Genomic DNA, 23,676 nt, shown 5'->3' with positions numbered 1-23,676 from the left:
TCGAACCTCATTTTCCCGTGCAAGACCGGTTTAACAACTCTATTAACAAGTACGCAGGCTGGCACGGTTACGGTGAGCGACATGGATAACGGAAACGACACTACACACGGCTCTTCCAGACGGCGAATGTTAGCCGCGCTCGGTGTAACGTCGGCGACGGTCGCCGGCTGCCTGGACTTCCTCTCTGACGACGAGTCCGAAGAGGAGGGCAGTGATGACGCCGATGACTCCGGGGGCGACGGCAACGAGTCGGAGAATGGCGAGGACGAGACCGACAGTGAAGGGGTACAGTGGCCCGCGATAAACGACGGCGAACTGCTCGAGGACTTCGAGGGTGAACTGTACCAGCGGTCCGGCGACGTCTCGCCGGCACCCGACGAGGCCCGACGGGGCTCCCAGGCCGCCGTCGTCGAGAACGAAGACGGCGGCGAGGCCGGTCTGAGCGTGTACTTTTCGGACAATATCGATCTCACCGAGTCCGACGTCTCCGTCGCGATCAAACCCGAGTCCGCAAACCGAATCTACGTCGAGTTCATCGCGCCGGGGCGGAGTCGGCGTCTCACTACGGTACGCGTCATCCCGGACGAGTATACCGGCTGGCTCCGTCTCGACTGCGGCTACGAACACAAGCCGGCAGACGAGCCGGATCTGTCGGAGGTCAGCGCGATCAACATCCTCGCGACCAACGACGACAGGCCGGTCCAGATGTATATCGACGATCTTCGTCGGACAGAATCCGTCGACAACGGGAAGGTAATTCTCTCGTTCTTCGACGGTTTCGACTCGCAGTACGAGATCGCGGCCGAGATGCTCGAGGAGCGCGGGTGGACGGCCGCGGTGGCGGTCAACCCCGAGGCGATCGGCGCCGGCGATCGAATGGACGTCGACCAACTCCAGGAGCTTCAAGAGCGCGGCTGGGACATCTGCTCGTATCCTGCGCCGAGCACGGCACTGTCGGAACTGCCCGAGGACCGGCAACGGCGCGAACTCGAGCACGCCCAGGAACTGCTCGCGGAGAACGGCTTCGAGGACGGCGCACGTCACCTGTTCGTTCCCGACGACCGGATGGACCAGACGACCCACGAGATCGTCAGGGACGTCCACGAGTCGGCGTTCCTGTTCGGTGCCTGTACGAGCACCATGCCGCCGACGGGGCGACACATGATCTCGCACATCTGGGGTCCGGATCTCCACGGCGGCGTTCGGCGACACATCAATCTCGCCGACCAGTACAACCAGCTAACCGTGCTTCGCCTGCCGCGGATCGTCGACGAGGACGAGGTCGAGGGGAACCGAATGACCCTCGACGACTTCGAGCACCTGGTCAATCACATCGAGCACCGCGGTCTCGACGTGATCACGCCCTCCGATCTCGTCGACGGGACGTACGAGCGTGACAACGACGACGAGGACGTAAGCGCAGACCGGCCGGATGGGACCATCTTCGAGGCCGGGAAATCGTACGAGTTCGACGGCTCGGGATCCGAGACGACGTCGACGTTCTCGCTCGACGAGGGAGTCGCCACCGCGAGCTTTTCTCACGACGGCGACGACGAGTTCACCGTCGAACTCGCCGGCAACGGCGGTGACGTCCTCACGACCACCGCCGGAAACACCGCCGGTGAGTCGATCGTGATCGTCGAAGAGGGGACCTATCAGCTCGATATCGAGGCCGACGACACGTGGTCGCTCGCGCTCTCCCAGCCGGAGATTCACGGCGACGACCTCACCGAACCGCCGATCGAGCGCTCCGGAACTGGCTCGTCGTTCGTCGGTCCGATCTGGGCGGAAGACGATCTCAGCCTCTCGCTGGCACACGACGGCGACGGCGAGTTTATCGTCGACGGCCACGGCGCGGACGGCAGCAGCGAGTCGATCGTCAACCGGACCGGCTCGTTCGATAACTCGAGATCCTACGCGGCGGACGGAACCGTCTGGATCAACATCGAGGCCGACGGAGAGTGGACGCTCGAGGTCAACTGAGGGCACCTCCGGAGCGCGTCGCTCGTCCGCCGAAACCGACTCGAGGCGATAGAGAGCGGTGGCGGGCCTCGATACGGTGCGTGTGACTGGTTGCCGGGACGGTTTTTTTGAACGCGTCGCTCGCGACGACGGATGCCTGCGAGCCGGCACGAATCCAGTCGATCGTCGATCGAACCGGAACACCTTCCAGCCAACTGGAGCGTGGCTGTTTCGATCTGACGGTCTACACTAGAGACCGGTGGCATCGATCCGGCGACCAGTCGGTGGCCTCGATCCGGCGACCAGTCCGGTCCCCTTCTTCGAATGTGATCCCTCTCGGGGGGGTCTGATTCCACACCGGAACCATCTCTCTTCTGTCCGAATCGGGACAAACACAGTGGACCGTCCCGGTGCCTCGGCCGAGCGACCGCCAACGTGAACGTCTTGGACCCAAATATCCACTACTTCAATCAGAAACAAAAGTATTCGAAAGTAATTAAGCACAATACCAGAATATTACACACATGAAGCCGTTCAACGACGCTCCGATCAGTCGAAACGGAAAATCGCTCATTCTCGCACACGATCACGGTCTCGAGCACGGTCCATCGGCGTTCGCTGGCGTCGAGGACCGCCTCGACCCCGAGACCGTCTTCGAGATGGCGACTCACGACGCCGTCACGGCATTCGCCGTCCAGAAAGGACTCGCCGAGACCTACTACCCGTCCTACGAGGACGACGTCTCGCTGCTCGCGAAGTGTAACGGAACTTCGAGCCTCTGGGAGGGAGAACCTTACTCGCCCCAGACCTGGTCGGTCGAAAACGCCGTCGAGGTCGGCGCGGATACGATCGGGTACACCGTCTATCCCGGCACGAACCGCGAACCGGAGATGATAGAGGAGTTTCGCGCAGTTCAGGAACAGGCTCGCGAGCACGGCCTGCCGGTCGCAATGTGGTCGTATCCGCGCGGACAGGCGATCAAGGAACACCGCAGCCCCGACGTCATCGCCTACGCCGCCCGGATCGGGCTCGAGCTCGGTGCCGACATCGCGAAGGTAAAATATCCGCGCAGCCAGGAGGCGCTAGCCCGCGCTGTCGATGCCGCCGGCGACGTCCGCGTCGTTCTCAGCGGCGGTTCGAAGACCAGCGACTACGAGTTCCTCTCGACGGTCGAAGCCGCGATGGATGCGGGTGCAGGCGGACTCGCCGTCGGCCGCAACGTCTGGCAACGTGACGATCCCGAACGGATCCTCGACGCTCTGGAACAGGTCGTGTTCGAGGGTGCCTCGGCCGACGACGTGTTATGAACAGGGTTCACAGCCGAGGGGAGTACGAACGGATCCTGGATGCGGTCGCCGACGTCGCGACGGGCGTTCCCGCTGCGCTGCCGGACCTGCGACGGGACCCCGAGGCCGACGACGACGAGCGAAATCCGACCGGTGACGGTCAGTCGGTGGCCGATCGATGGCTCGACGACCGGTTTCGGGAAGCGATCGAACCGCTCGAGGCCGTCGGCGAGTACGCGAGCGAAGAGCGCGCCGACGTTCTCGACTGCGGGAGCGGTTACGGCGTCGCCATCGATCCGCTCGACGGTTCCAGCAACCTTGCCTCGAACGGTCCGATCGGAACGGTGCTTGGCATCTACGACGCACCGCTTCCGGCGCGGGGAACCGACCTCGTCGCGAGCGCGATTGTCGTCTTCGGGCCGTGTATCACGATGACAATCGCGGCCGACGGTGACGCCGTCCAGTACCGTCTCGAAGACGGCGAGCGGATCAATCCGCGTTCGCTGTCGCTCGAGAGCGACGCCGGCGGTACGGAGGGGGTGAAAGACGACAGCGTCTGCGGATTTTCCGGCCCTCGAAGTGACCTTCCGTCCGCGCTTCTCGAAGCCTTCGACGAGTTCCGCACCGAGCGACGACTCCGATACTGCGGCGCAGCCGTCGCCGACGTCGGCGCCGTCCTCGAGTATGGCGGCGTCCTCTGCTATTCGGAGACGGAGCGCCGTCCCGACGGCGTCTTGCGTCTTCAGTACGAGGCCAACCCGATCGCGCACGTCATCGAAGCCGCCGGCGGTCGGGCGATCGACGGCAGTGGACGCATACTCGAGCGAGAGCCAACCGAACTACACGAGCGAGTGCCGGTCTTCGTCGGCTCGGCGGAGCCGATCGATCGAATTGAAAGAGTGTTCGGGACGAGCGGGTAGCGTCCGCAGTTCTATCGAGCAGCGAACGTCGCTGCTCGCGGTTCAGGAGAGGAGTCGTTTGAGTCGCGCGAACAGTCCCTTGGAGGGATCGCCACCCCGCTTTACGGCCTCGCTCGAGTCTTCCGCTTCGGTAGCGACGCCGCCGTCAGAGCCGGACTCAGCCTGGTCGGTCGCCGTCGCGTCGCCGCTGGCAGCCGAGGCGTCACCACCGGCCGCCTCGATCGCCTCCTCGAGGACCCCTTCGGCGTCGTTGACCGCGTCCTTTACCGTTCCGTTGACGAGCGGTTTGCCGCCGAATCGATCCTGGCTGACCGAGGTGTCTGCGGCGATGATAACCGCGTCGGCGGCTTCGATATCTTCGCTCGAGAGTTCGTTCTCCTGGCCCATGGCGCCCTGCACCTCGACGTCGATCTCGTGACCGTTCGCCTCCGCGACTTGCTCTAAGTTCTCGGCTGCCATCTGGCTGTGTGCGATACCTGTCGGACAGGATGTGACTGCGACGAATTTCATAGGTTAGTCTCGGTGATCTGTTTCTGCACTGCCTCTTTCGTGCTCGATTCGATTGCCCGGCTGGCAAGCTCCTCCGCATCTGTCGTCTCGGTTTCGGCGATAGCCGCTTTGACTTCCGGAATCGTGACGGCGCTCATGCTGAGTTCGTCGAGGCCGAGCCCGACGAGCAGTTCCGTCAGGTCGGGGTCGCCGGCCATCTCGCCGCACATCCCGACCCAGGCGTCGCCTGCGCGACCGGCCTCGGCGGTGCGAGCGATCGCCCGAACAACGGCGGGCTCGAGCGGATCGTGAAGCGCCGCAACGCGGTCGTCCTCTCGAGAGGCGGCCATCACGTACTGCGTGAGGTCGTTCGTCCCGATACTGAGGAAGTCGACGCGTTCGGCGAGTTCGTCGGCGAGGAGCGCCGCGCTGGGGGTCTCGATCATTACACCCAGTTCGGGTATCGCGTACTCGAGGTCCTCCGCCTCGAGATCTTCAGCCACCGACTCGACCGTCTCGAGGGCTGCCTCGAGTTCCGGCACCGTCGCGATCATCGGGAACATCACCGAGAGCCGTCCGTCGCCGTCTGCTGCCGCACGGAGCAAGGCCCGGAGCTGGATCTCGAAGAGATCCGCGTCCGGACCGAGCGATCGGCGAACCCCGCGCTCGCCGAGGAACGGATTGTCGGCGTCGGGCTGCTCGAGGTAGGGGATCGGTTTGTCACCACCGACGTCGAGGGTTCGGACGACGACGCGACCGTCGGGGAAGGCGTCGAGCGCCTCCGCGTAGACCTCGAGCTGTTCCGCCTCGTCCGGCGGCCCCTCCCGGTCGAGAAAGAGGAACTCGGTCCGGAAGAGCCCGATCCCGTCCGCACCCTGTCGGACCGCACCCTCGAGTTCCGCGAGCGTCCCGACGTTGGCGGCGACCTCGATCGACTTCCCGTCGACCGTCGTAACCGGCTCCTCGCGGATCTCGACGTCGCGCCCGCCGGCTGCGCGCTCGCGCTGGTCGGAGGTCGGATCGACGATCACGGTCCCCTCCTCGCCGTCGACGAGGACGTCGGCATCGGCCTCGATCTTCGTGAGGTCGGCTCCGACGCCGACCACGGCCGGAATCGCGAGCGAGCGGGCGAAGATCGCCGCGTGGGAGGTTCGCCCGCCCTCCGCGGTCGCGAAGCCAGCCACGCGGTCGGGATCGAGCTGCGCGGTATCGCTCGGCGTGAGCCGTTCGGCGAGCAGCACCGTCCCCTCGGGGAGCGCCGCGAGGTCGACCCGGTCACCGCCCGTCAGCAACCGAATCAGCCGATCGCGGACGTCCCGGAGGTCGTCGGCGCGCTCCGCCATCTTCCCCTCCATCCCGGCGAACTGTTCGATGGGATCCTCGAACGCACGCTGGACGGCGTGTTCGGCGGGCACCCCGTCGTCGACTGCGGCCTCGACGCCGTCGGTGATCTGGGGATCGTCGAGGAACTGTTTGTGCGCGTCGAACACAGCGGCCTCGTCCTCGCCGACGCGGTCGGCCGTCTGTTCGCGTTCGCGCTCGAGTTCCTCGCGGGCGCGGTCGCGCGCCTCGTCGAATCGGTCGCGTTCGGCTTCCGGGTCGACGTCGGCCGGATCCGGCGGCGCCTCGAGTTCAGTTCCCCCGCCCGGCTCGTACCAGACGGCGGTGCCGACGCCGGCGAGCGGGCTGACACCGGTTCCGTCGTACGTTCGCGTCGCGTTTTCGTCGGCAGTCATCGCTCAGGCCTCGGTTTCGGGCGTCGAGAGGAGTTCCTCGAGGGCGTCGAGCGCGGCTTCCGCCTCTTCACCCTCGGCGACGATCGTGACGTCGTCGCCGCTCGCGACGCCGAGGCTGGTGACGGCGAGCATACTCGCCGCGTCGACCGGATCGTCACCGTCGGCAGCGACTCGAACGTCGGCATCGTACTCGTTCGCGGTTTCGACGAACTTCGCGGCGGGTCTCGCGTGGAGACCGTCCTCCGGAACCACGGTTACCGTTCGTTCCATTATGCGATCGCCTCCGTGATGGTGTCCTCGATCGCGGCCTTCGAGTCGGCTTCGTGGAGTTGCTCGCGAACGTCGTCGTGCATCAGCGCCCGCGAAAGCGAACTGAGCAGCTGGAGGTGCTCCTCGCCGCCTTCCTCGGGGACGAGCAGCATAAACAGCAACGTCGCGGGTTTCTCGTCCATCGCGTCGAAATCGATCCCGTCCTCGGAGCGGGCGAAAACGATCGTCGGCCGGGAGACCGCATCGCTCTTCGCGTGCGGAATGCCGATCCCCTTGCCGACGCCGGTTGTCGCCTCCTCTTCGCGGGCGAGAAGCGCCTCGAGGGCCGCTTCGCGGTCGGTGACGCGGTCGGTCTCGACGGCTCGATCGAGCAGGAACTCGATACAGGCCTCTTTCTGGGCCGGGGGCTCCTCGAGTACGATGAGTTCGCGTGTCAGTACGGTCTCGATATCGGGTTGAGTCGTAGTCATTGTACGTAGTGGAAAGTCGTGTAGGGATTAATCACTTGCCTGCGCGGGCTTCGCTCCGGCAACTCGCTCGTGGTAGTCGGGTTTGAGCAGCGTCACAGCCGTGGCCGTGACCACCGTTCCGAGGAGCAGACAGCCGAGGAACAGCAGCATGCTGTTCGAGAGGAGAACGACGAAGATCCCGCCGTGGGGCGCGGGCATCGTGACGCCCAGCCAGAGCGCGGTCGCGCCGGCCGTTGCGCTCCCGAGGATGGCCGACGGAATGACCCGAAGCGGGTCGGCGGCGGCGTAGGGAATCGCGCCTTCAGTAATAAACGAAAGACCGAGCGGGATGGCGGCTTTCGCGTTCTCGTACATCTCCGCGGAGTACTTCTGCGGGGCGATGAAGTTCGAAAGCGCGAGTCCGAGCGGCGGAACCATGCCTGCGATCATCACGGCGGCCATCGGGGCGAAAATCTGGTCCGCGACGAGGACGGTCCCGAAGACGTACGCGACCTTGTTGATCGGACCACCCATATCGACCGCCATCATCCCGCCGAGGATCGCCCCGAGCAGGATGGCGTTCGTCCCCTCCATGCCGCGGAGCATCGTCGTCAACGCGTCGTCGATGATCGCGATCGGAACGCCGAGTCCGAGGATGACGACGGGCGCGAGAAACAGCGTCGTGAAGACGGGGATCACGAGAATCGGCATCATCGGTTTGATAGCCGACGGTACCGGCCACCCTTTCATCCAGCGGGCAACGTATCCGGCGAGCAGTCCGGCGACGATCGCGCCGAGGAAGCCCGCGACTGCACCGTCGGCCTCGAAACCGATGACGAGACCGGCCGCTTCGATGATCTGCTCCTGCTGGATCGCCCACGAGAGGATGAAGCCGGGTGCGAGCCCGGGTTTGTCCGCGATCGCGTAGGCGATGTACGCTCCCAGAATGGGGATCATCATCGTGAGACCGAGCACACCGATCTCGGCCATGTACCACCCGAGCGATCCCGTCTCCTCGAACACCGTCTCCGTGTCCCCTGCGGTGAACGGGAGTTCTGCGATCATAAAGGCCAGCGCGAGGAAGATCCCACCGATCGTCACGAAGGGGATCATGAACGATACGCCGGTCATCAGATCCTCTTTTACCGATATCAGGTACGTACGCAGTTGGCTTTCTACATCGTCTTTCATTAGTCTCGTCCCTGTCACTACTCATCATACCCGAATGCAAAAGTGTTTTCGAATATGTTTATTTCGTATCGATATATTTGTATAGTATACCGAGGCAGAAACTCATCGACTGAGCCGAGAACGACGTTACAGTACCAACTGAAACGATTTACACAGCGATCGCACTGTCCGCGGTTCTTGCTTTCTTCGCTCACGGGTCGCGTTCGCTCCCCGTTCGCTTCGCGGTTCTCACTCACTTCGTTCGCTCACGGGTCGCGTTCGCTCTCCGTTCGCGTTCCGCGGTTCTCACTCACTTCGTGCTCACGGGTCGCATCCGCTCCCCGTTCGCTTCGCGGTTCTCACTCACTTCGTTCGTTCCGAACCGCGCACGTTCCGAACCGCGCTCGTTCCGAACCGCGCTCGCTCCGAACCGCGCTCCCGTCGTGCGATCAGGTGTAGATCGAGTTTCAGTGGCTACTACAGTATGCCGAGACGGCGATCGACTCTCGATCGTCTCGAACGCCGGCGAGCGACGGCGCACGCGTTCCCGAGACCGAAACGACTCGAGATGCGACGGCGATCCCGTGGCTGAGCGCGTCAGCATCGGAGTCTCCGTGCGAGCGCGAGGCGAGGACGCCCGCCAGCAAGGCGTCACCCGCTCCAACGGTGTCGACGACCTCGATCTCTCGAGCAGGCGCGTGCAACGACTGCTCGGGCGTCACCATCACCGCCCCCTCGCCGCCAAGTGAGGCGACGACGCTGTCGAACCCGTCCGCTCGAAGCTCCCTCGCTGCTTCCAGCGCCGACTCCACGCCGTCGATTCGACGGTCCGTCGCCGCTGCGAGTTCGTCGACGTTCGGTTTGCAGAGAGCGTACTCGGCGTCGAGGGCCGACAGCGTCGCGCCGTCGACGTCGACGACCGTCTCCCAGGGACCGGCCTCTGCGAGCAGGTCGATCGTCTCCGGGTTACAGCCCGGCGGTAAACTCCCCGCAACGACCACCCGATCCGGATCGTACTCGCGCAGTCGGTCGACGAGATCCTCGACCGCGATCGCGGGAACGTGGGGACCGTTCTGGTTGATTTTGTACTCCTCAGTCGGCTCGAGAACCGTCGTGTTGAGCCGGGTCTCACCGTCGATCTCGACGAAGTCGGCGGCGATTCCCTGGGCCGAGAGCTGTTCGAGAAGATACTGCCCAAGAAATCCGCCGGCGACGCCGGTCGCGACGGTTTCGACGTCGAGGCCGACGAGATACTTCGAGACGTTGATCCCCTTCCCCCCCGCGTCGTACTGATGGTCGGTCGCTCGGGCGACCGTTCCCGCCGCGAGCGACTCGGAGAGTTCCACCGTGTAATCGACGGCCGGATTGAGCGTCACGCTAGCGATCATCCGGCACCTCCACGCCGACGGTTACGTCCGCCGCGTCGCACGCCTCGGCCAGTTCGCCGGTCGGTTCGGCGTCGGTTACCAGCACGTCGACGTCCTCGAGCGAGGCGAACTGGACGAAGCTGCGATCGCCGAACTTCGTCTGGTCGCCGACCAGAACGACGCGTTCGGCGTTCTCGACCATGAGCTGTTTCATTCGCGCCTCGTCCTCGTTGGGCGTCGTCAGCGCGCCGTCGGCGTCGATTCCGTTCGTTCCCAGAAAGAGGAGATCGAAGTTCGTCCGGTCCATGAACGACTCCGCGCTCGGACCGACGAGCGCCCGCGTCCGGTGGCGAAGCGTCCCGCCAGTGAGTTTCACGTCGTTCGCGTTCTTGCCGAGTTCGAGCGCCAGCAGCGGCGAGTTCGTCACCGGAATGAACGAGGTGTCCGACGGCGCCTGCATCGCGACCTGGATCGTCGTCGTCCCCGAGTCAAAGAAGACGACCTGGCCGTCGTGGATCTCTCTGGCGGCTCGAGAGCCGATGCTCGCCTTCGCCTCCAGATTCTGGACTTCCTTCTGGATGTACGTCTGTTCGCGTCCGACGGCCGTCGCGGGAACGGCACCGCCGTGGGATCGATCAACTAACTGTTCGTCCTCGAGTTCGGAAAGATCTCGCCGAATCGTCGCTTTCGAGACGTCGAGTTCGTCGGCTAACTCCTCGACAGAGCACCCGTCCCGTTCCGAGACGAGTTCCACGACGTTTCGTTTTCGCTGTTCGGGTAACATAATGTTCGAGGGGGCCTTCGTTATTGACTGTACTCTGCACGTTCTTATTTGTTCACCCCGGTTCTCGTGATTCTTTCTGATCTCTTCGATTGTATTTATCGCAATCTCGTTCGCTTCCGGCAATCCTCACCGGGATTGCGTCCCGGGGCGACCGATCAGACGGCGATCTTGCTCGGTCGCTACCTGTCACGGCGAACTTGCCAGTTGGGGCCCGGAAACGTCGACCACCGAACGACCGTTGCGTTCAACGACAGCTGTAGCCGGTTCTCGTCCGGTTACGTGGTAGCCATTCGATCGGGGCGCCAGTAATTTCGGCCGTGTTCAAATTAGACTGCGAGTAATCAGCGTACGGCAAGACCACCACGAAAGCCCCTTTCAGTCCCACTCACGATAGCTGGCCAGGCAGCCGACCCGGGTGGGATTGAAAGGGGCTGGGCCGCTCGGGGACGGCGGGCGACGCAAGCACGCGAGCGCAGCGAGCGCGCAACGAGCCCCCGATCCGAGCGGTCCAGGGGCTTTCGTGGTGGTCGATTCTCTCGGCGAGTCGGTGTACTCTCAACACCGCCATGATTTCTCACTCTGGGATCTAAAAACGAACGCAGAACGACCTGACGTAAGGCGCTCTCCTAGAGGCGATCGATGATCGCGTTCGTCACGTCCTCCGTGCTCGCGTCGCCGCCGAGGTCCGGCGTTCGCGGGCCGTTCTCGAGCGTCGACTCGACTGCCTCGTGAACTGCGTCGGACTCCTCGTCGTAGCCGAGGTACTCGAGCAACATCGCGGCGGAGACGATCGTCGCGGCCGGGTTCGCGACGCCCTCGCCGGCGATGTCGGGTGCGGTGCCGTGGACTGGCTCGAACAGCCCGCGCTCGGGACCGACGTTTGCGGAGGGAAGGAGGCCGAGTCCGCCGACGAGTCCGGCCGCGAGATCCGAGAGGACGTCGCCCGCGAGGTTGGGACAGACGACGACGTCGAACTGCGTCGGATCGAGACAGATCCGCGTCGCGAAGGCGTCCATCAGCACCTCGTCGGTCTCGACGCCGTTCTCGTCGGCGACCGCTGCAACCGTATCGCGAAAGACGCCGTCCGTCTCCCGCATGACGTTCGCCTTGTGCGCGATGGTGAACCCGTCGTGATCGCCCTCGGAGACGTACTCGCAGGCGAACTCCGCGAGTTGACGCGAGGCCGACTGGGTGACGACGCGGGTCAGCGTCGCGACGTCCTCGGTGAGTCGATCCTCGTGACCCGCGTAGACCCCCTCCGTGTTCTCCCGGAGGAAGACCAGATCCGTCTCGGGGCGGACGGCGTCGATACCCGGGTACGCTTTCGCGGGCCGGACGTTGACGAAGGAGTCGACCGCCTCTCGAAGCGGGAGAATGACGTCCGCGGCGGTCTCGCCAGCGGCACCGAACAGCGTCGCGTCGGCCGACGCCGCGAGGTCGTACGTTTCCTGTGGCAGCGCCTCGCCGGTTTCCTCCGCAACCGCGTCGCCGGCGTCGGCCTCGACGAACTCGAAGTCGATCTCGAGCGCGCTGAGGACGTCGACCGCTGCGGGTGTGACCTCTCGTCCGATTCCGTCGCCGGGAACGACGGCGATCTCGTGAGTCATGCAAAACCTTCGCTCCCCGGAGGAAAAGAGGGTATCGAATACCACGAGTACTGCCCGGCGGCCAGGCGCGGCCGTCGGATCCGAAACTCGCGTGACGACGAGCGTCAGGATCGAGCCAGACGCGCGACGCCGACCGCGACCAACGCGAACGCCGCCGCCAGCGCGCCGAGATGCGACACCGACTCGCGGGTATCCGAGAGCGAGACGGTGACGGCTCCCGTCGATCCGGTCTCGACCGGGCCGGACTCGACGACCGTCGTCTCGAACTCCGGAGCCGATACCTCGATCGAATAGGATCCGTCTACCCCGGCGACGACCGCCGTGAGCGTGCCGTTCTCGTCCGTTCGTTCGTCCGGTTCGAGTGCGGAGCCGGACGAGCGCTCGAGCGTGATGGACGCGTTCTCGACTGGTTCACCCGATTGGGTTTCGACGGCGACCTCGAGCGTCGCGTCGCCCTCTAACTCGAACGACTCCCTGACCCGGTCGTGTGCGGTGACTGTGACGACCCGATCGCGCTCGACGTAGCCCGGCGCGTCCGCCAGGAGATCGTACTCGCCGCGGGGTACGTGCTCGATCCGGTACGTGCCGTCACCGACGTACTTAGCTGGATACGTCCCGCGCGTCCCGTTTGCGACGACCGTCGCGTCCTCGACGTCGTCGCCGAACTGCGCGTCGGTGAGCGTGACGTCGATCGACGCGCTTCCGGCGAGTGCGACATCGATTTCAGTCGTCTCGTCCGCCGGAATCCGCGTCGTCTCGGTCTCCGGTTCGTAGCCGTCGTGCTCGACGGTAACGTCGTGCTCCTGCTCACCGTGGAGTCCGGTGAACTCGAACGTCCCGTCGGAGTCGGTCGTCGTCTCGCGTTCGGTGCCGTCCGCCGCGACGATTACGACCGAGGCGTTCGCGAGGGGATCGCCGGTCACCGTATCCGTGGCCGTCCCTTCGAGTGTCGCGTGCCCGCCGGCCGCGTCGATCGCCGCCGCGGCGTCGACGACGCCGTGACCGTACCGGACGTCTCCCTCCCGGTCGGCCGGCACGGTCGCAGACTCCGTCAGTGCACTCTCGAGGTCGTCGGACCCGAGATCCGCCGCCGTCGCCGACTGAACGAGCGCGGCCGTGCCGCCGACCGACGGGGCCGCCATACTGGTCCCGCGCTTCGTCTCGTAGCCACCGTCTGGGACCGTACTCTCGACGTCGGTTCCAGGCGCAACGACCGTCGGGACGGTGTACGATTCGGGCCACCGATCGGGTGCGTCGGTTCCCCAGGCCTCGCGCGTCTCGATCGTTTCGCCCCCCGAAAAGTCGGGAACCGACCCCGACTCGTCGACTGCGCCGACGCTCATCGCGTCGTAGACGTTCCCCGGTGACGTGGAGTTCCCCTCGCCCTCGTTGCCGCTCGAGGCGACGACGAGCGTTCCGGCGTCGTTCGCGTTCTCGATCGCGTCGATCGTGGCGGGGCTGTACCCGTCCCAGCCGAGGCTCAGCACGGCGACGTCGGCGGCTTCCTCGACGGCCCACTCGATTCCCGCGAGGATGTGACGCTCGTATCCGACACAGCGATCCCGTTCACAGTCGGTCATGACCGCCCCGTGGTAGAGATCGGCGTCGGGTGCGACGCCAACGTGCGTTCCGCTCTCGTTTCCGCCGGCGACGACACCCGACACGTGCGTCCCGTGATCGTCGTACGCGGTCGGTTCTGCCGCGGGTGCGTCGCCGAAATCGTTCCACTTCGCGACCTCGAGATCCGGATGGCTCCCGTCGACACCGGAGTCGAGGACGGCGACCGACGCACCGTCACCCCTCGTGTGGTACGTGTCCCAGGCCGACGAGACGTTGCTCTGCTCGAGTCCCGGCGCGTACGATCCGTTCGACGAATTGCCGTCGTCGGCCGCGCCCTCGGCCCCGTTGGCCGTGGAGACGGCGATCACACTCTCGGTCCGAATTTCGCTCACCCCATCGAGGGCCGCCAGTTCCGCGAGCGACACTCGATCGGTGTCGACGGTCACGAGTGTGGCGTCCGTGATCCAGAACTGTCTCTCGACCGCGACTCCGTCGGTCGCGTTCGCGTACTCCTGGAAGCCGCGCTGGGTCGTCTCCACATCGGCCTGCTTCGCCGCGGGATCGTCGCTCGACTCGTCCTCGAACTGAACGATAACGGAGCGGTCGCCGTCGGTGTCCTCGAGTTCCGGATCGATCGAAACCTCGTCGGTCGTGCCGGACGCCTCGACAGGGTCCCCGGCCGCCACCGCCGTCCCTGGGCCGACAGCGAGAGCCAGCGAGAGAAACACGACCGCCAGACAGAAGCATCCTACTCGGTAGCTAACCCCCAGACGCAGAGACATTCAATATAGAAATTAAGTCACTATATCATATGTTTTCGGGAACGAGTCCGTGACGATCGAGTCGGGGCGACTCGCGTCCGAGAGTGACCAGCTGTCGCTCGAGTAGCGAAGAAGGTGTCGCGAAAACTGGAGAACGGTCTACTCGGCTTCCGGGATCGCCGCGTCCTCGACGTACGGGAGATCCTCGGCCGTCTGCCGAACCGCGCTCGTGTTCGACTTCATCAGCGCCGTCGTGTCCCAGACGCCCTCGACGAGCGCCTTGCGCTGGGCGTCGTCGACGGTGACGTCGATCGTCTCGTCACCGTAGGTGACGGTCTCCGCTTCGATGTCGATCTCGAGTTCTTCGTCCGGGTGCTCGTCGACCCACTCCTGGAGCTCCTGGATCGTCTCGCTGTCCGCCGTCACGGTCGGGATACCGAGCGCCAGACAGTTGCCCGCGAAAATCTCGGCGAAGCTCTCGCCGATGATCGCGTCGATTCCCCAGCGCATCAGCGCCTGGGGCGCGTGTTCGCGCGAGGAGCCACAGCCGAAGTTGCTGTTGACGACCATCACCGAGGAGTCCTGGAATCGGTCCTCGTTGAACGGGTGGTCCTTCTGATCGTCGTTCTCGTCGAACCGGAGATCGAAGAAGGCGAACTCGCCCAGGCCGTCGAAGGTGACGACCTTCATGAACCGGGCGGGGATGATCTGGTCCGTGTCGATGTCGTTCCCACGGATCGGGATACCGGAGCCCGACGCGGAGTCGACTTCCGGAATTTCGACCTCGTCAGTTTCGCTCGTCATACCGTCGTCACCTCCTTCAGATCGCGCACGTCAGAGACCTCGCCGGTGATCGCCGCCGCGGCGACCATCCGCGGGTTCATCAGGACGGTGCGGCCGTCCTTCGATCCCTGGCGGCCGACGAAGTTCCGGTTCGAGGAGGAGGCACAGGCCTCGTCGCCCTCGAGTTGGTCCTCGTTCATGCCCAGACACATCGAACAGCCGGCGTTTCGCCACTCGAAGCCGGCGTCCTCGAAGACGTCCTTCAGGCCTTCCTTCTCGGCGGTCTCCTGGACGCGCTGGCTGCCGGGGACGACGAGTGCGCGGACGTCCTCGTGAACCTCACGGCCCTCGACGATCTCCGCTGCACGTCGCAGGTCCGGCAGTCGAGCGTTGGTACAGGAGCCGAGGAAGGCGACGTCGATGTCGTAGCCTTCCATCGTCTCGCCGGGTTCGACGCGCATGTGCTCCTGGGCGCGTCGTGCGGTGTCCTGCTTGTCCTCGGCCAGGTCTTCCGGTGCCGGAATGGGATCGGAGATGCCGATCCCCTGGCCCGGGGTCGTACCCCAGGTGACGACCGGCTCGAGTTCGTCGGCGTCGATGCGGACGATATCGTCGTACTCCGCGTCCTCGTCCGATCGAATCGACTCCCAGTACGGCTTCAGTTCCTCGAACTTCTCCGGGTTCTCCTGGAAGTAGTCCGTTTCCTCGAGCCACTCGTAGGTGGTCTCGTCGGGGTTGACGTAGCCCGCGCGGGCGCCGCCCTCGATCGACATGTTGCAGATCGACATCCGACCTTCCATCCCGAGGCTCTCGATGGCCTCGCCGGCGTACTCGTAGACGTAGCCGACGCCGCCCTCGGTGCCCAGACGGCTGATGATCTCGAGGATGACGTCTTTCGCCTCGACGCCGTCGCCGAGTTCGCCGTCGACCTGGATCTTGCGGACCTTCTGTTTCTCGAACGCGAGGGTGCCCGTCGCCAGCACGTCCCGGATCTGGGAGGTGCCGATCCCGAACGCGAGCGCGCCGAACGCGCCGTGGGTCGACGTATGCGAGTCGCCACAGACGATCGTCTTGCCGGGTTGGGTCAGGCCCTGCTCCGGCCCGACGACGTGGACGATCCCCTGGTCGCCCGAGTTCGGATCCGAGAACTCGATTCCCGCCTCGCGAACGTTGCGCTCGAGTTCGCTCATCATCTCCTCGGCGGCCTCTTCCTCGTAGGGCCGGGACTGGTCCGCCGTCGGGATGATGTGGTCGACCGTCGCGTGGGTCAGTTCGGGGTAGGCGACCTCGAGGTCGCGCTCGCGCAGCATTCCGAACGCCTGCGGGCTTGTGACCTCGTGGATGAGGTGGAGACCGACGAACAGCTGGTCCTGTCCGGTCGGCAGCGTCGTCACCTTGTGGTGGTCCCACACCTTGTCGTACAGCGTTCCCCGACTCATACGTCGTCTACTCCCCGCTCGGACTCGCGGCCGTGCTCGCGCCCGCGCTCGAAGACCTCGTTGGCGTCTTCGGCGCCGTGTGGCGGCGTGTGGTCGACGTTTTTCATCGTTTCGTCGCTGCTGTGCTGGGGATCCGTCGCGGCAGGATTGCCGTCGGAGCGGGTCTCCTCGGAGTCCCGCTCCCCGCCGTCGGCCACGACGGTCGGGCCGCGGCTGAACAGGCGGCCGGCCGTCTCCCCGGTGTAGGGATTCGTGTGGCTGACGTTCCCCATCGACTGGTCGCTCGTGGTCTGTTGATTCGATCGTGTCATGTCAGTCTGCCTGGACTCGGGTTCGTTCCTCGTCGTCTTCCGCTTCGGATTCCTGTCCCTCTTCCCACGCGAACAGCCCGCGGAGGCGCTCGCCGACTTCCTCGATCTCGTGGTTCTTCTCGGCCTGGTTGAGCTGCGTGTAGACGGGTCGGTTCGCCTGGTTCTCGGCGACCCACTCGGTGGCGAACTCGCCGTTCTGGACCTGCTCGAGGACCTCTTCCATGTTCTGTCGGGCGTGATCGTCGATGATCTCGTCGCCCCGGGTGAGCCCGCCGTACTCGGCGGTGTCCGAAACCGAATCCCACATCGCGCCGATTCCGTCCTCGTACATCAGATCGACGATGAGCTTCATCTCGTTGAGACACTCGAAGTACGCCATCTCCTTGCTGTAGCCGGCGTCGACGAGCGTCTCGTAGCCGGCTTTGATCAGCTCGGCGATGCCGCCACAGAGGACGGCCTGCTCGCCGAAGAGGTCGGTCTCGGTCTCCTCGCGGAACGTCGTCTCGACGACGCCCGCGCGGGCGCAGCCGATGCCCTTCGCGTAGGCCAGCGCGCGCTCCTTCGCGTCGCCCGTCGAGTCCTGGTAGACCGCGAGCAGTCCCGGCGTCCCCTCGCCGTTCTCGTAGTTGCGTCGGACGAGGTGGCCCGGCGACTTCGGCGCGATCATCGTCACGTCGATGTCGTCGGCGGGCTGGATCTGGTTGTAGTGGATGTTGAACCCGTGGGCGAACTGGAGCGTATCGCCGGCCTCGAGTTCGTCCTCGATCTGTTCGTAGACGTGGGGCTGGACCGTGTCGGGGACCAGCATCGAGACGACCTGCGCCTGCGCGGCCGCCTCGACCGGCGTCGTAACCGTGAGGCCGTCCGCTTCGGCGGCGTCGCGCGAGGAGGAGTCCTCGCGCAGGCCGACGACCACGTCGACGCCGCTCTCGTGGAGGTTGAGCGCGTGCGCGTGGCCCTGACTCCCGTAGCCGAGGACGGCGACGGTTACGTCGTCGAGGTGGGATTCGTCTGCGTCCGATTCGTAGTAGATCTCGGTGGTGAATTCGTCTTCAGTCATCGTCTGCTGGTTGGGTAAACTGCTTCGTCTGCTTCGCCTCGGTGGCGGACGATTCCGTCGGCGGCACCGCGGTGTCGTCGGTGCCGCGAGCGAGCGCCGTCGTCCCGGTTCGAGCGATCTCGCGGATGCCGAACTGGCCGAGCGTCTCGATCGCGGCCTCGATCTTCTGGCGGGCGCCGGTGATCTCGATGGTCGCCGTCTCGGGACTCGAGTCGACCGTCTTCGCGTCGTACATGTCCGCGACGGCGGCGACCCGGTCCGGGCGCTCGGCGTTGACCTTCACGAGCGCCAGTTCCCGGCGCATCGCGTCGGGCTCGAGTTCCCGCACGGCGATGACCGGCAGCAGCTTTCGAAGCTGCTTTTTGATCTGGTCGATGCCGGGATCGGGCTCCTCGACGACGAGGGTGATCCGGGCGCGATCATCGTCGGCCGTCGGGCCGACCGTCAGGCTCTCGATGTTGAACTGCCGCCTCGAGAACAGTCCCGAGACGTCCGAGAGCACGCCGGGTTCGTGTTCGACCAGCACCGAAATGACGGTGCGTCGGGGGTCGTGCTTCGCTTCGATCTCCGGATCGATGCGGATCCCCTGCTTGTTGCGCCGACCGGCCGGGGTCGGTCGCTCCTCGGGGGATGGCCCCTCGAGACCGCCAGTCATAGCTGGTCCTCCGTCAGCGCGAACTGACCGTTGTCGCCGCCGCTCGGAACCATCGGGTAGACGTTCGCCTGCGGATCGATGTGGACGTCGATCACGGAGGGGCCGTCGTAGGTTAGCGCGGCGTCGATAGTGTCGGCGACGTCGTCGTAGTCGTCGATCCGGAAGCCCCGCGCGCCGAACGCCTCGGCGAGTTTGTCGAACTCGGGCATCCAGCCGTAGTCCGACGCGGAGTGACGGCCGTCGAAGAAGGCGTCCTGCCACTGGCGGACCATCCCGATGTACTCGTTGTTGAGCACGGCGACCGTGATGTCCAGGTTCTCGCGGACGGCCACAGACAGTCCCTGCAGCGTCATCAGGAACGAGCCGTCGCCGTCGATACAGACGACCTCCTGGTCGTCGTCGGCCGCAAAGCGGGCCCCGATCGCCGCCGGTAGCCCGTAGCCCATCGTTCCGAGACCGTGACTCGAGACCCAGGTCCGGGGCTCGGTGTAGGTCCAGTACTGGCAGGCCCACATCTGGTGTTGGCCGACGCCAGTCGTCACGACCGCATCGTCGCTCGTGGCCTCGTCCAGGGCCTCGACGACGAACTGCGGCTTGACCGGTTCGTCGTCGGGCGTGTCGTAGGCCATCGAGTAGTCGGACTTCCACTGCTGGCACTGGGCGCGCCACTTCGTGGCCTGGGGCGAGGTGTCGACCGCCTCGCTCAACTGGTTGACGACCGTTTCGGCGTCGCCGACCAGCGGGTAGTCCGCGTGGATGTTCTTCGAGATCTCTGCGGGGTCGATGTCGACGTGGATGACCTCCGCGTCGGGCGCGAAGGTTTCGATGCCGCCGGTCAGGCGGTCGTCGAACCGGGTGCCGATCGCCAGCATGGTGTCACAGTGGGTGATCGCCATGTTGGCGTAGCCGGTGCCGTGCATGCCCGCCATCTCCAGAGATAGCTCGTGATCCTCGGGGAACGAGCCGATGCCGGGCATCGTCGTGACGACCGGGATCTCGTGTTCGACGGCGAACTCGCGACAGGCCTCGCTGGCCTCGCCCTTGATGACGCCGCCGCCGAGCAGCATGACGGGACGCTGGGCGGTCTCGATCCGTTCGGCCGCGACGTCGACGATCTCCTGATCCGCACGCTCCTGGACCTCGTAGGTGTGGGGCACTGCGGGCGCGTCGGGTTCGCGGTCGGTCTCGGCATTGGTAACGTCCTTCGGCAGGTCGACTAGCGTCGGTCCGGGTCGGCCCTCGCGGGCGAGCGCGAACGCCTCGCTGACGTCGCTTCCGACGCGATCCGGTTCGCTCGAGAACGTGTTGTCCTTCGTGACTGGCGTCGTGACGCCCGTCGTGTCGGTCTCCTGGAAGGCGTCGTTGCCGACGAACTCGGTCGGCACCTGGCCGGTCAGCGCGACCATCGGGTCCGAGTCCATGTCGGCGTCGGCGAGGCCGGTGACGAGGTTCGTCGCGCCCGGCCCCGACGTGGCCAGGCAGATCCCCGGCTCGCCCGAGACGATGCCGTAGGCGTCGGCCGCGTGCGATGCGCCCTGCTCGTGGGCCATCGTCACGTGGGTGATCTCGGAGTCGTAGAGGGCGTCGTAGACGGGCATGATCGCGCCGCCCTGCACGCCGAAGGCGTGTTCGACGCCCGCGTTCTCGAGCGCGCGGACGACGGACTCCGCACCGGTGGTGACCGGCTTCTGTTCGGTTTCCGACGCCGGTTCTGGAGTCGCGTCGGCGTCGGCCGACTCGTCCGCGTCGTCGGGAGTCGGATCCTGATCGTCGTGCTGTTCTTCTGTCGTGGGAACCGATGCTGCGCGTTCGCTCATCGATGGTCTCCTGCCGCGTTGGGGCGGTCCGTTGCTCTGGATGATGTCATCTGCTGGATTGCTGGTCGCTCTGAAGGCGATGCGATGGATACGGGCCGGAATCGAGGAAGGAGTAGGTGAGGGGCTAGTTGGCCCCTACAATACGAATGCGAGCGAGCGCGCTGCCGTCGGCTGCACGAGCGCGAGCCGATGGTGAAGCGCGATCCGTCATTACTCATCTCGTAAGCCCGCCAGTCGTAATAATAGTTCCGGCCCGGGCAATGCTGGCGCGAACGCTGGTGGGAACGCTGCCGCGATAGCCGGGGCTCCCGGCCTGTAGCGAACGGGGCAGGCATCCCTCAGATTCGCACCTCCTCTGGCTCCTGCTGGCGCTCGACGCCAGCTTCCTCGGCGAATCGCTCCAGATCGTCGACCGTGATCCGGCGCTTTTCGGCACCGTAGTCCTTGACCCGACGGGTGACCTCGCGCACCTGTTCGTCGGTGGGGTCGAACCCGGACTCGCACAGGCGTTCGCGGACCGAGTGCGTCCCGGTGTGTTTCCCCATGACCAGTCGACGCGTCGCGCCGACCATCTCCGGGGTCATGACGCCGGGTTCGAACGTGTCGGAGTTCTCGATGACGCCGGCGGCGTGGATGCCGCTCTCGTGGGAGAAGGCGTTGTCGCCGACGACCGGCTTGTTGCCCGGCGTCGGGACGCCGCTTCGCTCCTCGACGGTCTCCGAGAGCTCCATAATTCGCGTCGTGTCGATCCCGGTATCGCACTGGTAGACCGACTCGACGGCCATCACGAACTCCTCGTAGGCGGCGTTGCCGGCGCGCTCGCCGATCGAGTTGACCGACACCTGGGCCTGGTCGGCCCCCGCTTCGATGCCGGACAGCGCGTTGGCGGTGGCCAGCCCGAAGTCGTCGTGGGTGTGGACGTCGACTCGCGCGTCGGTGTGTGCACAGACCTTCTCGATCATGGCCCGGAACCGGTTCGGCGTGGCGACGCCACAGGTGTCCGGAATGTTGATCCAGTCCGTGCCGGCCTCGCTGACCGCTTCGATTACCTCGAGCAGGAACGCCTCGTCGGTCCGCGTCGCGTCCATCGGCGAGAACATGCAGATCGCTCCCGCGTCGGTGATACGCTCGACCGACTCGACGGCGCGCTCGACGACTTCCTCTCGCGTGGCGTGCATCGAGTCCTCGATCTGGACGTCGCTGGTGCTGACGAACGTATGCACCATCTCGACGCCGGAATCCAGCGCCGCTTCGATGTCCTTGTCGACGACGCGGGCCAACCCGCAGGTGGTCGTCGACGTCGAGGACGCGATATCACGAACGGCTTCGAACTCCGCATCGGAGTTGACCGGGAATCCCGCCTCGATAACGTGGGTTCCCATCTCGTCCAGAATCGATGCGATGTGCCGTTTATCGTCGGCGGAGAACGACGTTCCGGGCGACTGTTCGCCGTCCCGGAGGGTCGTATCGAAGACACGTGCTGACTCGATTTCGTCAGTGGAATCTAACGTGCCCTGGAAGAACTCGACCCCCCTGACTGGTATCAGAGGTTGGGTTGCCTTGTGAAGACATTGTATCCGTTCCGAGGCCCGACGATGTATATAAAGCTGGCGCTGTATCAGGTATGTCGTGACGTGTCAACCCAGACAGTAGTCGCCCGGCGTCGGAAAACCGCAAGACATCAACGGCCTATTACTGAGCAGTGATCCTATTATCATACGGGACGTCACCCGTACGGCTATTTTATTTCCAGCATACACCCCATATATTTCTCTGTAAGTATACTGGAATTATTTTCGGGGCGCTGGCGCGCGCTCTCCGGTGGACACACGGTCACTAACAATTAGTATAGACTCGGATAATTAGACGTGTGCACACCTACAAGATTCTTTCAGCACGTGTGATCAGACGTAATCGATATGCTGGGAAGATAGGAGGCTGCAGACGACGGAACTGCAACGTGTTACAATCGGGCACGCACTCGAACGCCGATCGGTCATATCGGTGGTAGTGTCGTTCACTCGAGCGCGTCGCGGTGGGACTCGTACCGGCTCACGTACCGGTCCTCACAGGAGGTACAGCAGAACGTCTTGATCTCGCCGTCGACCGTGGCCGTCACTCCGTCGTTGGTGACCTGTTTGCCACAGACCACGCACTCGAGTGCGAACCCCGTCGCCGCGAGATCGGTTATTCGCTCCGAGCGGTTGCACAGCGCGACGTCGTAGCCGCTCAACGTCGCGAGGTCGATCTCCCGCTCGAGCCAGGATCGCGCGTCGGTGTCCGGGATCGCCGCGTGGACGACCACGCGGCCGTCCATCGTCTCGAAGACGTGTTCGACGCCCTCGAGGGCGCCGGCAGCCGCGTAGACGTCGGCGACCGCATCGGGGGTCGGCTCCAGTTCGACGAGTACCGGCACGTCACCGCGCAGCGTTCCACGATCGATGTCGATCGTAAAGCCCTGGATGATCCCCTGGTCCTCGAGCCGCGAGATGCGATCGGAGACGGCCGGTGGCGTCAGCCCGACGTGGTCGGCGATCTCCCTGTACGGACGGCGGGCATCGGCTGCGAGGAGTTCGAGAATCTCGAGATCGGTCTCGTCGAGCTCGCGCATAGGCGTCGATTGGAGCGCTCGCGCCAAGAGTGTACCGTGCAGCCGGCGGACCGTGCGGCCAGTGGAGCGTTCCGTAGGGCCGATGTCCCGGGCGAACGGACTGGTCACGAAACCGCGTGTGAGGATTATACCCCCGTCCGTGGTAGGCCGGTGCGCAATGACGACTGACGAAGTCACCGACCTGCTGACGGAGGCGTACATCGACGAACTCGAGACCGTGATGAACTACCTGACGAACGCCATCGTACTGGACGGCGTCCACGCCGAGGAGGTCAAAGAGAGCCTCGAGACGGACGTCGACGAGGAACTCGAGCACGCCCGGCTACTGGGGAATCGACTGAAGCAACTCGATCACTCCCCGCCCGGATCGGAGTCGTTCGAGGCGCGCCAGTCCAGTCTTCAGCCGCCCGAGGACACGACCGACGTACAGTCGGTCATCGACGGCGTCCTCGAGGCCGAAGAGGAGGCGATGGAGACCTACCGATCGCTGCTCGAGGCTGCCGAGGAGGCCAACGACCCGGTCACCGAGGACGTCGCGGTGACGATTCTCGCGGACGAGGAGGCTCACCACACCGAGTTCCGCGGGTTCAAGAAAGAATTTCCGCAGGATTGATACGTGTGGTGACAGGTCTCTGGAAG

General features: G+C 65.0%; 21 protein-coding genes. 4 read left to right on the top strand and 17 right to left on the bottom strand.

Going from position 1 to position 23,676, the window contains the following annotated elements; translation table 11 throughout:
- Window positions 1–81: 81 nt before the first annotated feature.
- The 3 genes from CV102_RS07210 to CV102_RS07200 all read left to right on the top strand — a co-directional run bounded on the left by CV102_RS07210 (window position 82) and on the right by CV102_RS07200 (window position 4,168).
- Window positions 82–1,983, top strand: a complete 1,902-nt coding sequence (locus CV102_RS07210; RefSeq protein WP_148857223.1) for a polysaccharide deacetylase family protein — start codon at window positions 82–84, stop codon at window positions 1,981–1,983.
- Between the two features lie 503 nt (window positions 1,984–2,486).
- Window positions 2,487–3,269, top strand: a complete 783-nt coding sequence (locus CV102_RS07205) for a class I fructose-bisphosphate aldolase (protein ID WP_148857222.1) — start codon at window positions 2,487–2,489, stop codon at window positions 3,267–3,269.
- Window positions 3,266–4,168 carry a class 1 fructose-bisphosphatase gene (locus CV102_RS07200; RefSeq protein ID WP_148857221.1) on the top strand — a complete coding sequence of 301 codons (903 nt, stop codon included), beginning with the start codon at window positions 3,266–3,268 and terminating at the stop codon, window positions 4,166–4,168. Before CV102_RS07205 ends, CV102_RS07200 begins: the two co-directional genes overlap by 4 nt.
- A gap of 42 nt (window positions 4,169–4,210) precedes the next feature.
- Here CV102_RS07200 and CV102_RS07195 read toward each other — a convergent pair whose 3' ends face one another.
- The 17 genes from CV102_RS07195 to CV102_RS07115 all read right to left on the bottom strand — a co-directional run bounded on the left by CV102_RS07195 (window position 4,211) and on the right by CV102_RS07115 (window position 23,037).
- The gene (locus tag CV102_RS07195; RefSeq protein ID WP_148857220.1) at window positions 4,211–4,678 is read right to left on the bottom strand and encodes a PTS fructose transporter subunit IIB; all 468 of its coding nucleotides are present in this window, start codon (window positions 4,676–4,678) and stop codon (window positions 4,211–4,213) included.
- Window positions 4,675–6,393 carry a phosphoenolpyruvate--protein phosphotransferase gene (gene ptsP / locus CV102_RS07190; RefSeq protein WP_148857219.1) on the bottom strand — a complete coding sequence of 573 codons (1,719 nt, stop codon included), beginning with the start codon at window positions 6,391–6,393 and terminating at the stop codon, window positions 4,675–4,677. The genes CV102_RS07195 and ptsP overlap by 4 nt, the downstream gene beginning before the upstream one ends.
- A 3-nt stretch (window positions 6,394–6,396) precedes the next feature.
- On the bottom strand, window positions 6,397–6,663 hold the full coding sequence (locus tag CV102_RS07185) for an HPr family phosphocarrier protein (RefSeq protein WP_148857218.1): 267 nt from the start codon (window positions 6,661–6,663) through the stop codon (window positions 6,397–6,399).
- Window positions 6,663–7,133, bottom strand: a complete 471-nt coding sequence (locus CV102_RS07180) for a PTS sugar transporter subunit IIA (protein WP_148857217.1) — start codon at window positions 7,131–7,133, stop codon at window positions 6,663–6,665. The genes CV102_RS07185 and CV102_RS07180 overlap by 1 nt, the downstream gene beginning before the upstream one ends.
- 27 nt (window positions 7,134–7,160) lie before the next feature.
- A complete protein-coding gene (locus CV102_RS07175; protein WP_148857216.1) occupies window positions 7,161–8,303 on the bottom strand; it encodes a PTS fructose transporter subunit IIC in 1,143 nt (380 codons plus the stop codon).
- Between the two features lie 446 nt (window positions 8,304–8,749).
- On the bottom strand, window positions 8,750–9,670 hold the full coding sequence (pfkB, locus tag CV102_RS07170; RefSeq protein ID WP_148857215.1) for a 1-phosphofructokinase: 921 nt from the start codon (window positions 9,668–9,670) through the stop codon (window positions 8,750–8,752).
- Window positions 9,660–10,433 (bottom strand): HTH-type transcriptional regulator GlpR, encoded by a 774-nt coding sequence (gene glpR, locus CV102_RS07165; protein ID WP_148857214.1) that lies wholly within the window; start codon window positions 10,431–10,433, stop codon window positions 9,660–9,662. Before glpR ends, pfkB begins: the two co-directional genes overlap by 11 nt.
- A gap of 626 nt (window positions 10,434–11,059) precedes the next feature.
- Window positions 11,060–12,040 carry a 3-isopropylmalate dehydrogenase gene (leuB, locus tag CV102_RS07160; protein ID WP_148857213.1) on the bottom strand — a complete coding sequence of 327 codons (981 nt, stop codon included), beginning with the start codon at window positions 12,038–12,040 and terminating at the stop codon, window positions 11,060–11,062.
- Window positions 12,041–12,144: 104 nt separating this feature from the next.
- Window positions 12,145–14,382, bottom strand: a complete 2,238-nt coding sequence (locus tag CV102_RS07155; RefSeq protein WP_148857212.1) for a S8 family serine peptidase — start codon at window positions 14,380–14,382, stop codon at window positions 12,145–12,147.
- A gap of 138 nt (window positions 14,383–14,520) precedes the next feature.
- Window positions 14,521–15,165, bottom strand: coding sequence for a 3-isopropylmalate dehydratase small subunit (gene leuD, locus CV102_RS07150; RefSeq protein ID WP_148857211.1), 645 nt, complete (start codon window positions 15,163–15,165; stop codon window positions 14,521–14,523).
- Window positions 15,162–16,583, bottom strand: coding sequence for a 3-isopropylmalate dehydratase large subunit (gene leuC / locus CV102_RS07145; RefSeq protein ID WP_148857210.1), 1,422 nt, complete (start codon window positions 16,581–16,583; stop codon window positions 15,162–15,164). The genes leuD and leuC overlap by 4 nt, the downstream gene beginning before the upstream one ends.
- Complete coding sequence (locus tag CV102_RS07140) at window positions 16,580–16,894, bottom strand: hypothetical protein (protein WP_148857209.1); 315 nt, start codon at window positions 16,892–16,894, stop codon at window positions 16,580–16,582. Before CV102_RS07140 ends, leuC begins: the two co-directional genes overlap by 4 nt.
- 1 nt (window position 16,895) lies before the next feature.
- A complete protein-coding gene (gene ilvC, locus CV102_RS07135) occupies window positions 16,896–17,954 on the bottom strand; it encodes a ketol-acid reductoisomerase (protein WP_148857208.1) in 1,059 nt (352 codons plus the stop codon).
- Window positions 17,947–18,609, bottom strand: coding sequence for an acetolactate synthase small subunit (gene ilvN / locus CV102_RS07130; protein WP_148857207.1), 663 nt, complete (start codon window positions 18,607–18,609; stop codon window positions 17,947–17,949). Before ilvN ends, ilvC begins: the two co-directional genes overlap by 8 nt.
- Window positions 18,606–20,426 carry a biosynthetic-type acetolactate synthase large subunit gene (ilvB, locus tag CV102_RS07125; protein ID WP_148857206.1) on the bottom strand — a complete coding sequence of 607 codons (1,821 nt, stop codon included), beginning with the start codon at window positions 20,424–20,426 and terminating at the stop codon, window positions 18,606–18,608. The genes ilvN and ilvB overlap by 4 nt, the downstream gene beginning before the upstream one ends.
- Window positions 20,427–20,764: 338 nt before the next feature.
- Window positions 20,765–22,003 (bottom strand): LeuA family protein, encoded by a 1,239-nt coding sequence (locus CV102_RS07120; RefSeq protein WP_449289627.1) that lies wholly within the window; start codon window positions 22,001–22,003, stop codon window positions 20,765–20,767.
- Between the two features lie 440 nt (window positions 22,004–22,443).
- On the bottom strand, window positions 22,444–23,037 hold the full coding sequence (locus CV102_RS07115; protein ID WP_148857204.1) for a winged helix-turn-helix transcriptional regulator: 594 nt from the start codon (window positions 23,035–23,037) through the stop codon (window positions 22,444–22,446).
- Between the two features lie 157 nt (window positions 23,038–23,194).
- On the opposite strand from CV102_RS07115, the gene CV102_RS07110 reads away from it, so the two are divergent.
- Window positions 23,195–23,650 (top strand): ferritin-like domain-containing protein, encoded by a 456-nt coding sequence (locus CV102_RS07110; protein WP_148857203.1) that lies wholly within the window; start codon window positions 23,195–23,197, stop codon window positions 23,648–23,650.
- Window positions 23,651–23,676 lie beyond the last annotated feature (26 nt).

This window comes from Natronococcus pandeyae (genome assembly GCF_008122205.1).
In the GTDB taxonomy this organism is placed as follows: Archaea; Halobacteriota; Halobacteria; order Halobacteriales; family Natrialbaceae; genus Natronococcus; species Natronococcus pandeyae.
This window is presented reverse-complemented; position numbering and strand designations above follow the sequence as displayed.

Excerpts from the sequence above, each read along its gene's own strand:
- CV102_RS07210 (WP_148857223.1), top strand. The coding sequence starts at position 82 with ATGGATAACGGAAACGACACTACACACGGCTCTTCCAGACGGCGAATG.
- CV102_RS07205 (WP_148857222.1), top strand. The coding sequence starts at position 2,487 with ATGAAGCCGTTCAACGACGCTCCGATCAGTCGAAACGGAAAATCGCTC.
- CV102_RS07200 (WP_148857221.1), top strand. The coding sequence starts at position 3,266 with ATGAACAGGGTTCACAGCCGAGGGGAGTACGAACGGATCCTGGATGCG.
- CV102_RS07195 (WP_148857220.1), bottom strand. The coding sequence starts at position 4,678 with ATGAAATTCGTCGCAGTCACATCCTGTCCGACAGGTATCGCACACAGC.
- ptsP (WP_148857219.1), bottom strand. The coding sequence starts at position 6,393 with ATGACTGCCGACGAAAACGCGACGCGAACGTACGACGGAACCGGTGTC.
- CV102_RS07185 (WP_148857218.1), bottom strand. The coding sequence starts at position 6,663 with ATGGAACGAACGGTAACCGTGGTTCCGGAGGACGGTCTCCACGCGAGA.
- CV102_RS07180 (WP_148857217.1), bottom strand. The coding sequence starts at position 7,133 with ATGACTACGACTCAACCCGATATCGAGACCGTACTGACACGCGAACTC.
- CV102_RS07175 (WP_148857216.1), bottom strand. The coding sequence starts at position 8,303 with ATGAAAGACGATGTAGAAAGCCAACTGCGTACGTACCTGATATCGGTA.
- pfkB (WP_148857215.1), bottom strand. The coding sequence starts at position 9,670 with ATGATCGCTAGCGTGACGCTCAATCCGGCCGTCGATTACACGGTGGAA.
- glpR (WP_148857214.1), bottom strand. The coding sequence starts at position 10,433 with ATGTTACCCGAACAGCGAAAACGAAACGTCGTGGAACTCGTCTCGGAA.
- leuB (WP_148857213.1), bottom strand. The coding sequence starts at position 12,040 with ATGACTCACGAGATCGCCGTCGTTCCCGGCGACGGAATCGGACGAGAG.
- CV102_RS07155 (WP_148857212.1), bottom strand. The coding sequence starts at position 14,382 with ATGTCTCTGCGTCTGGGGGTTAGCTACCGAGTAGGATGCTTCTGTCTG.
- leuD (WP_148857211.1), bottom strand. The coding sequence starts at position 15,165 with ATGACGAGCGAAACTGACGAGGTCGAAATTCCGGAAGTCGACTCCGCG.
- leuC (WP_148857210.1), bottom strand. The coding sequence starts at position 16,583 with ATGAGTCGGGGAACGCTGTACGACAAGGTGTGGGACCACCACAAGGTG.
- CV102_RS07140 (WP_148857209.1), bottom strand. The coding sequence starts at position 16,894 with ATGACACGATCGAATCAACAGACCACGAGCGACCAGTCGATGGGGAAC.
- ilvC (WP_148857208.1), bottom strand. The coding sequence starts at position 17,954 with ATGACTGAAGACGAATTCACCACCGAGATCTACTACGAATCGGACGCA.
- ilvN (WP_148857207.1), bottom strand. The coding sequence starts at position 18,609 with ATGACTGGCGGTCTCGAGGGGCCATCCCCCGAGGAGCGACCGACCCCG.
- ilvB (WP_148857206.1), bottom strand. The coding sequence starts at position 20,426 with ATGAGCGAACGCGCAGCATCGGTTCCCACGACAGAAGAACAGCACGAC.
- CV102_RS07115 (WP_148857204.1), bottom strand. The coding sequence starts at position 23,037 with ATGCGCGAGCTCGACGAGACCGATCTCGAGATTCTCGAACTCCTCGCA.
- CV102_RS07110 (WP_148857203.1), top strand. The coding sequence starts at position 23,195 with ATGACGACTGACGAAGTCACCGACCTGCTGACGGAGGCGTACATCGAC.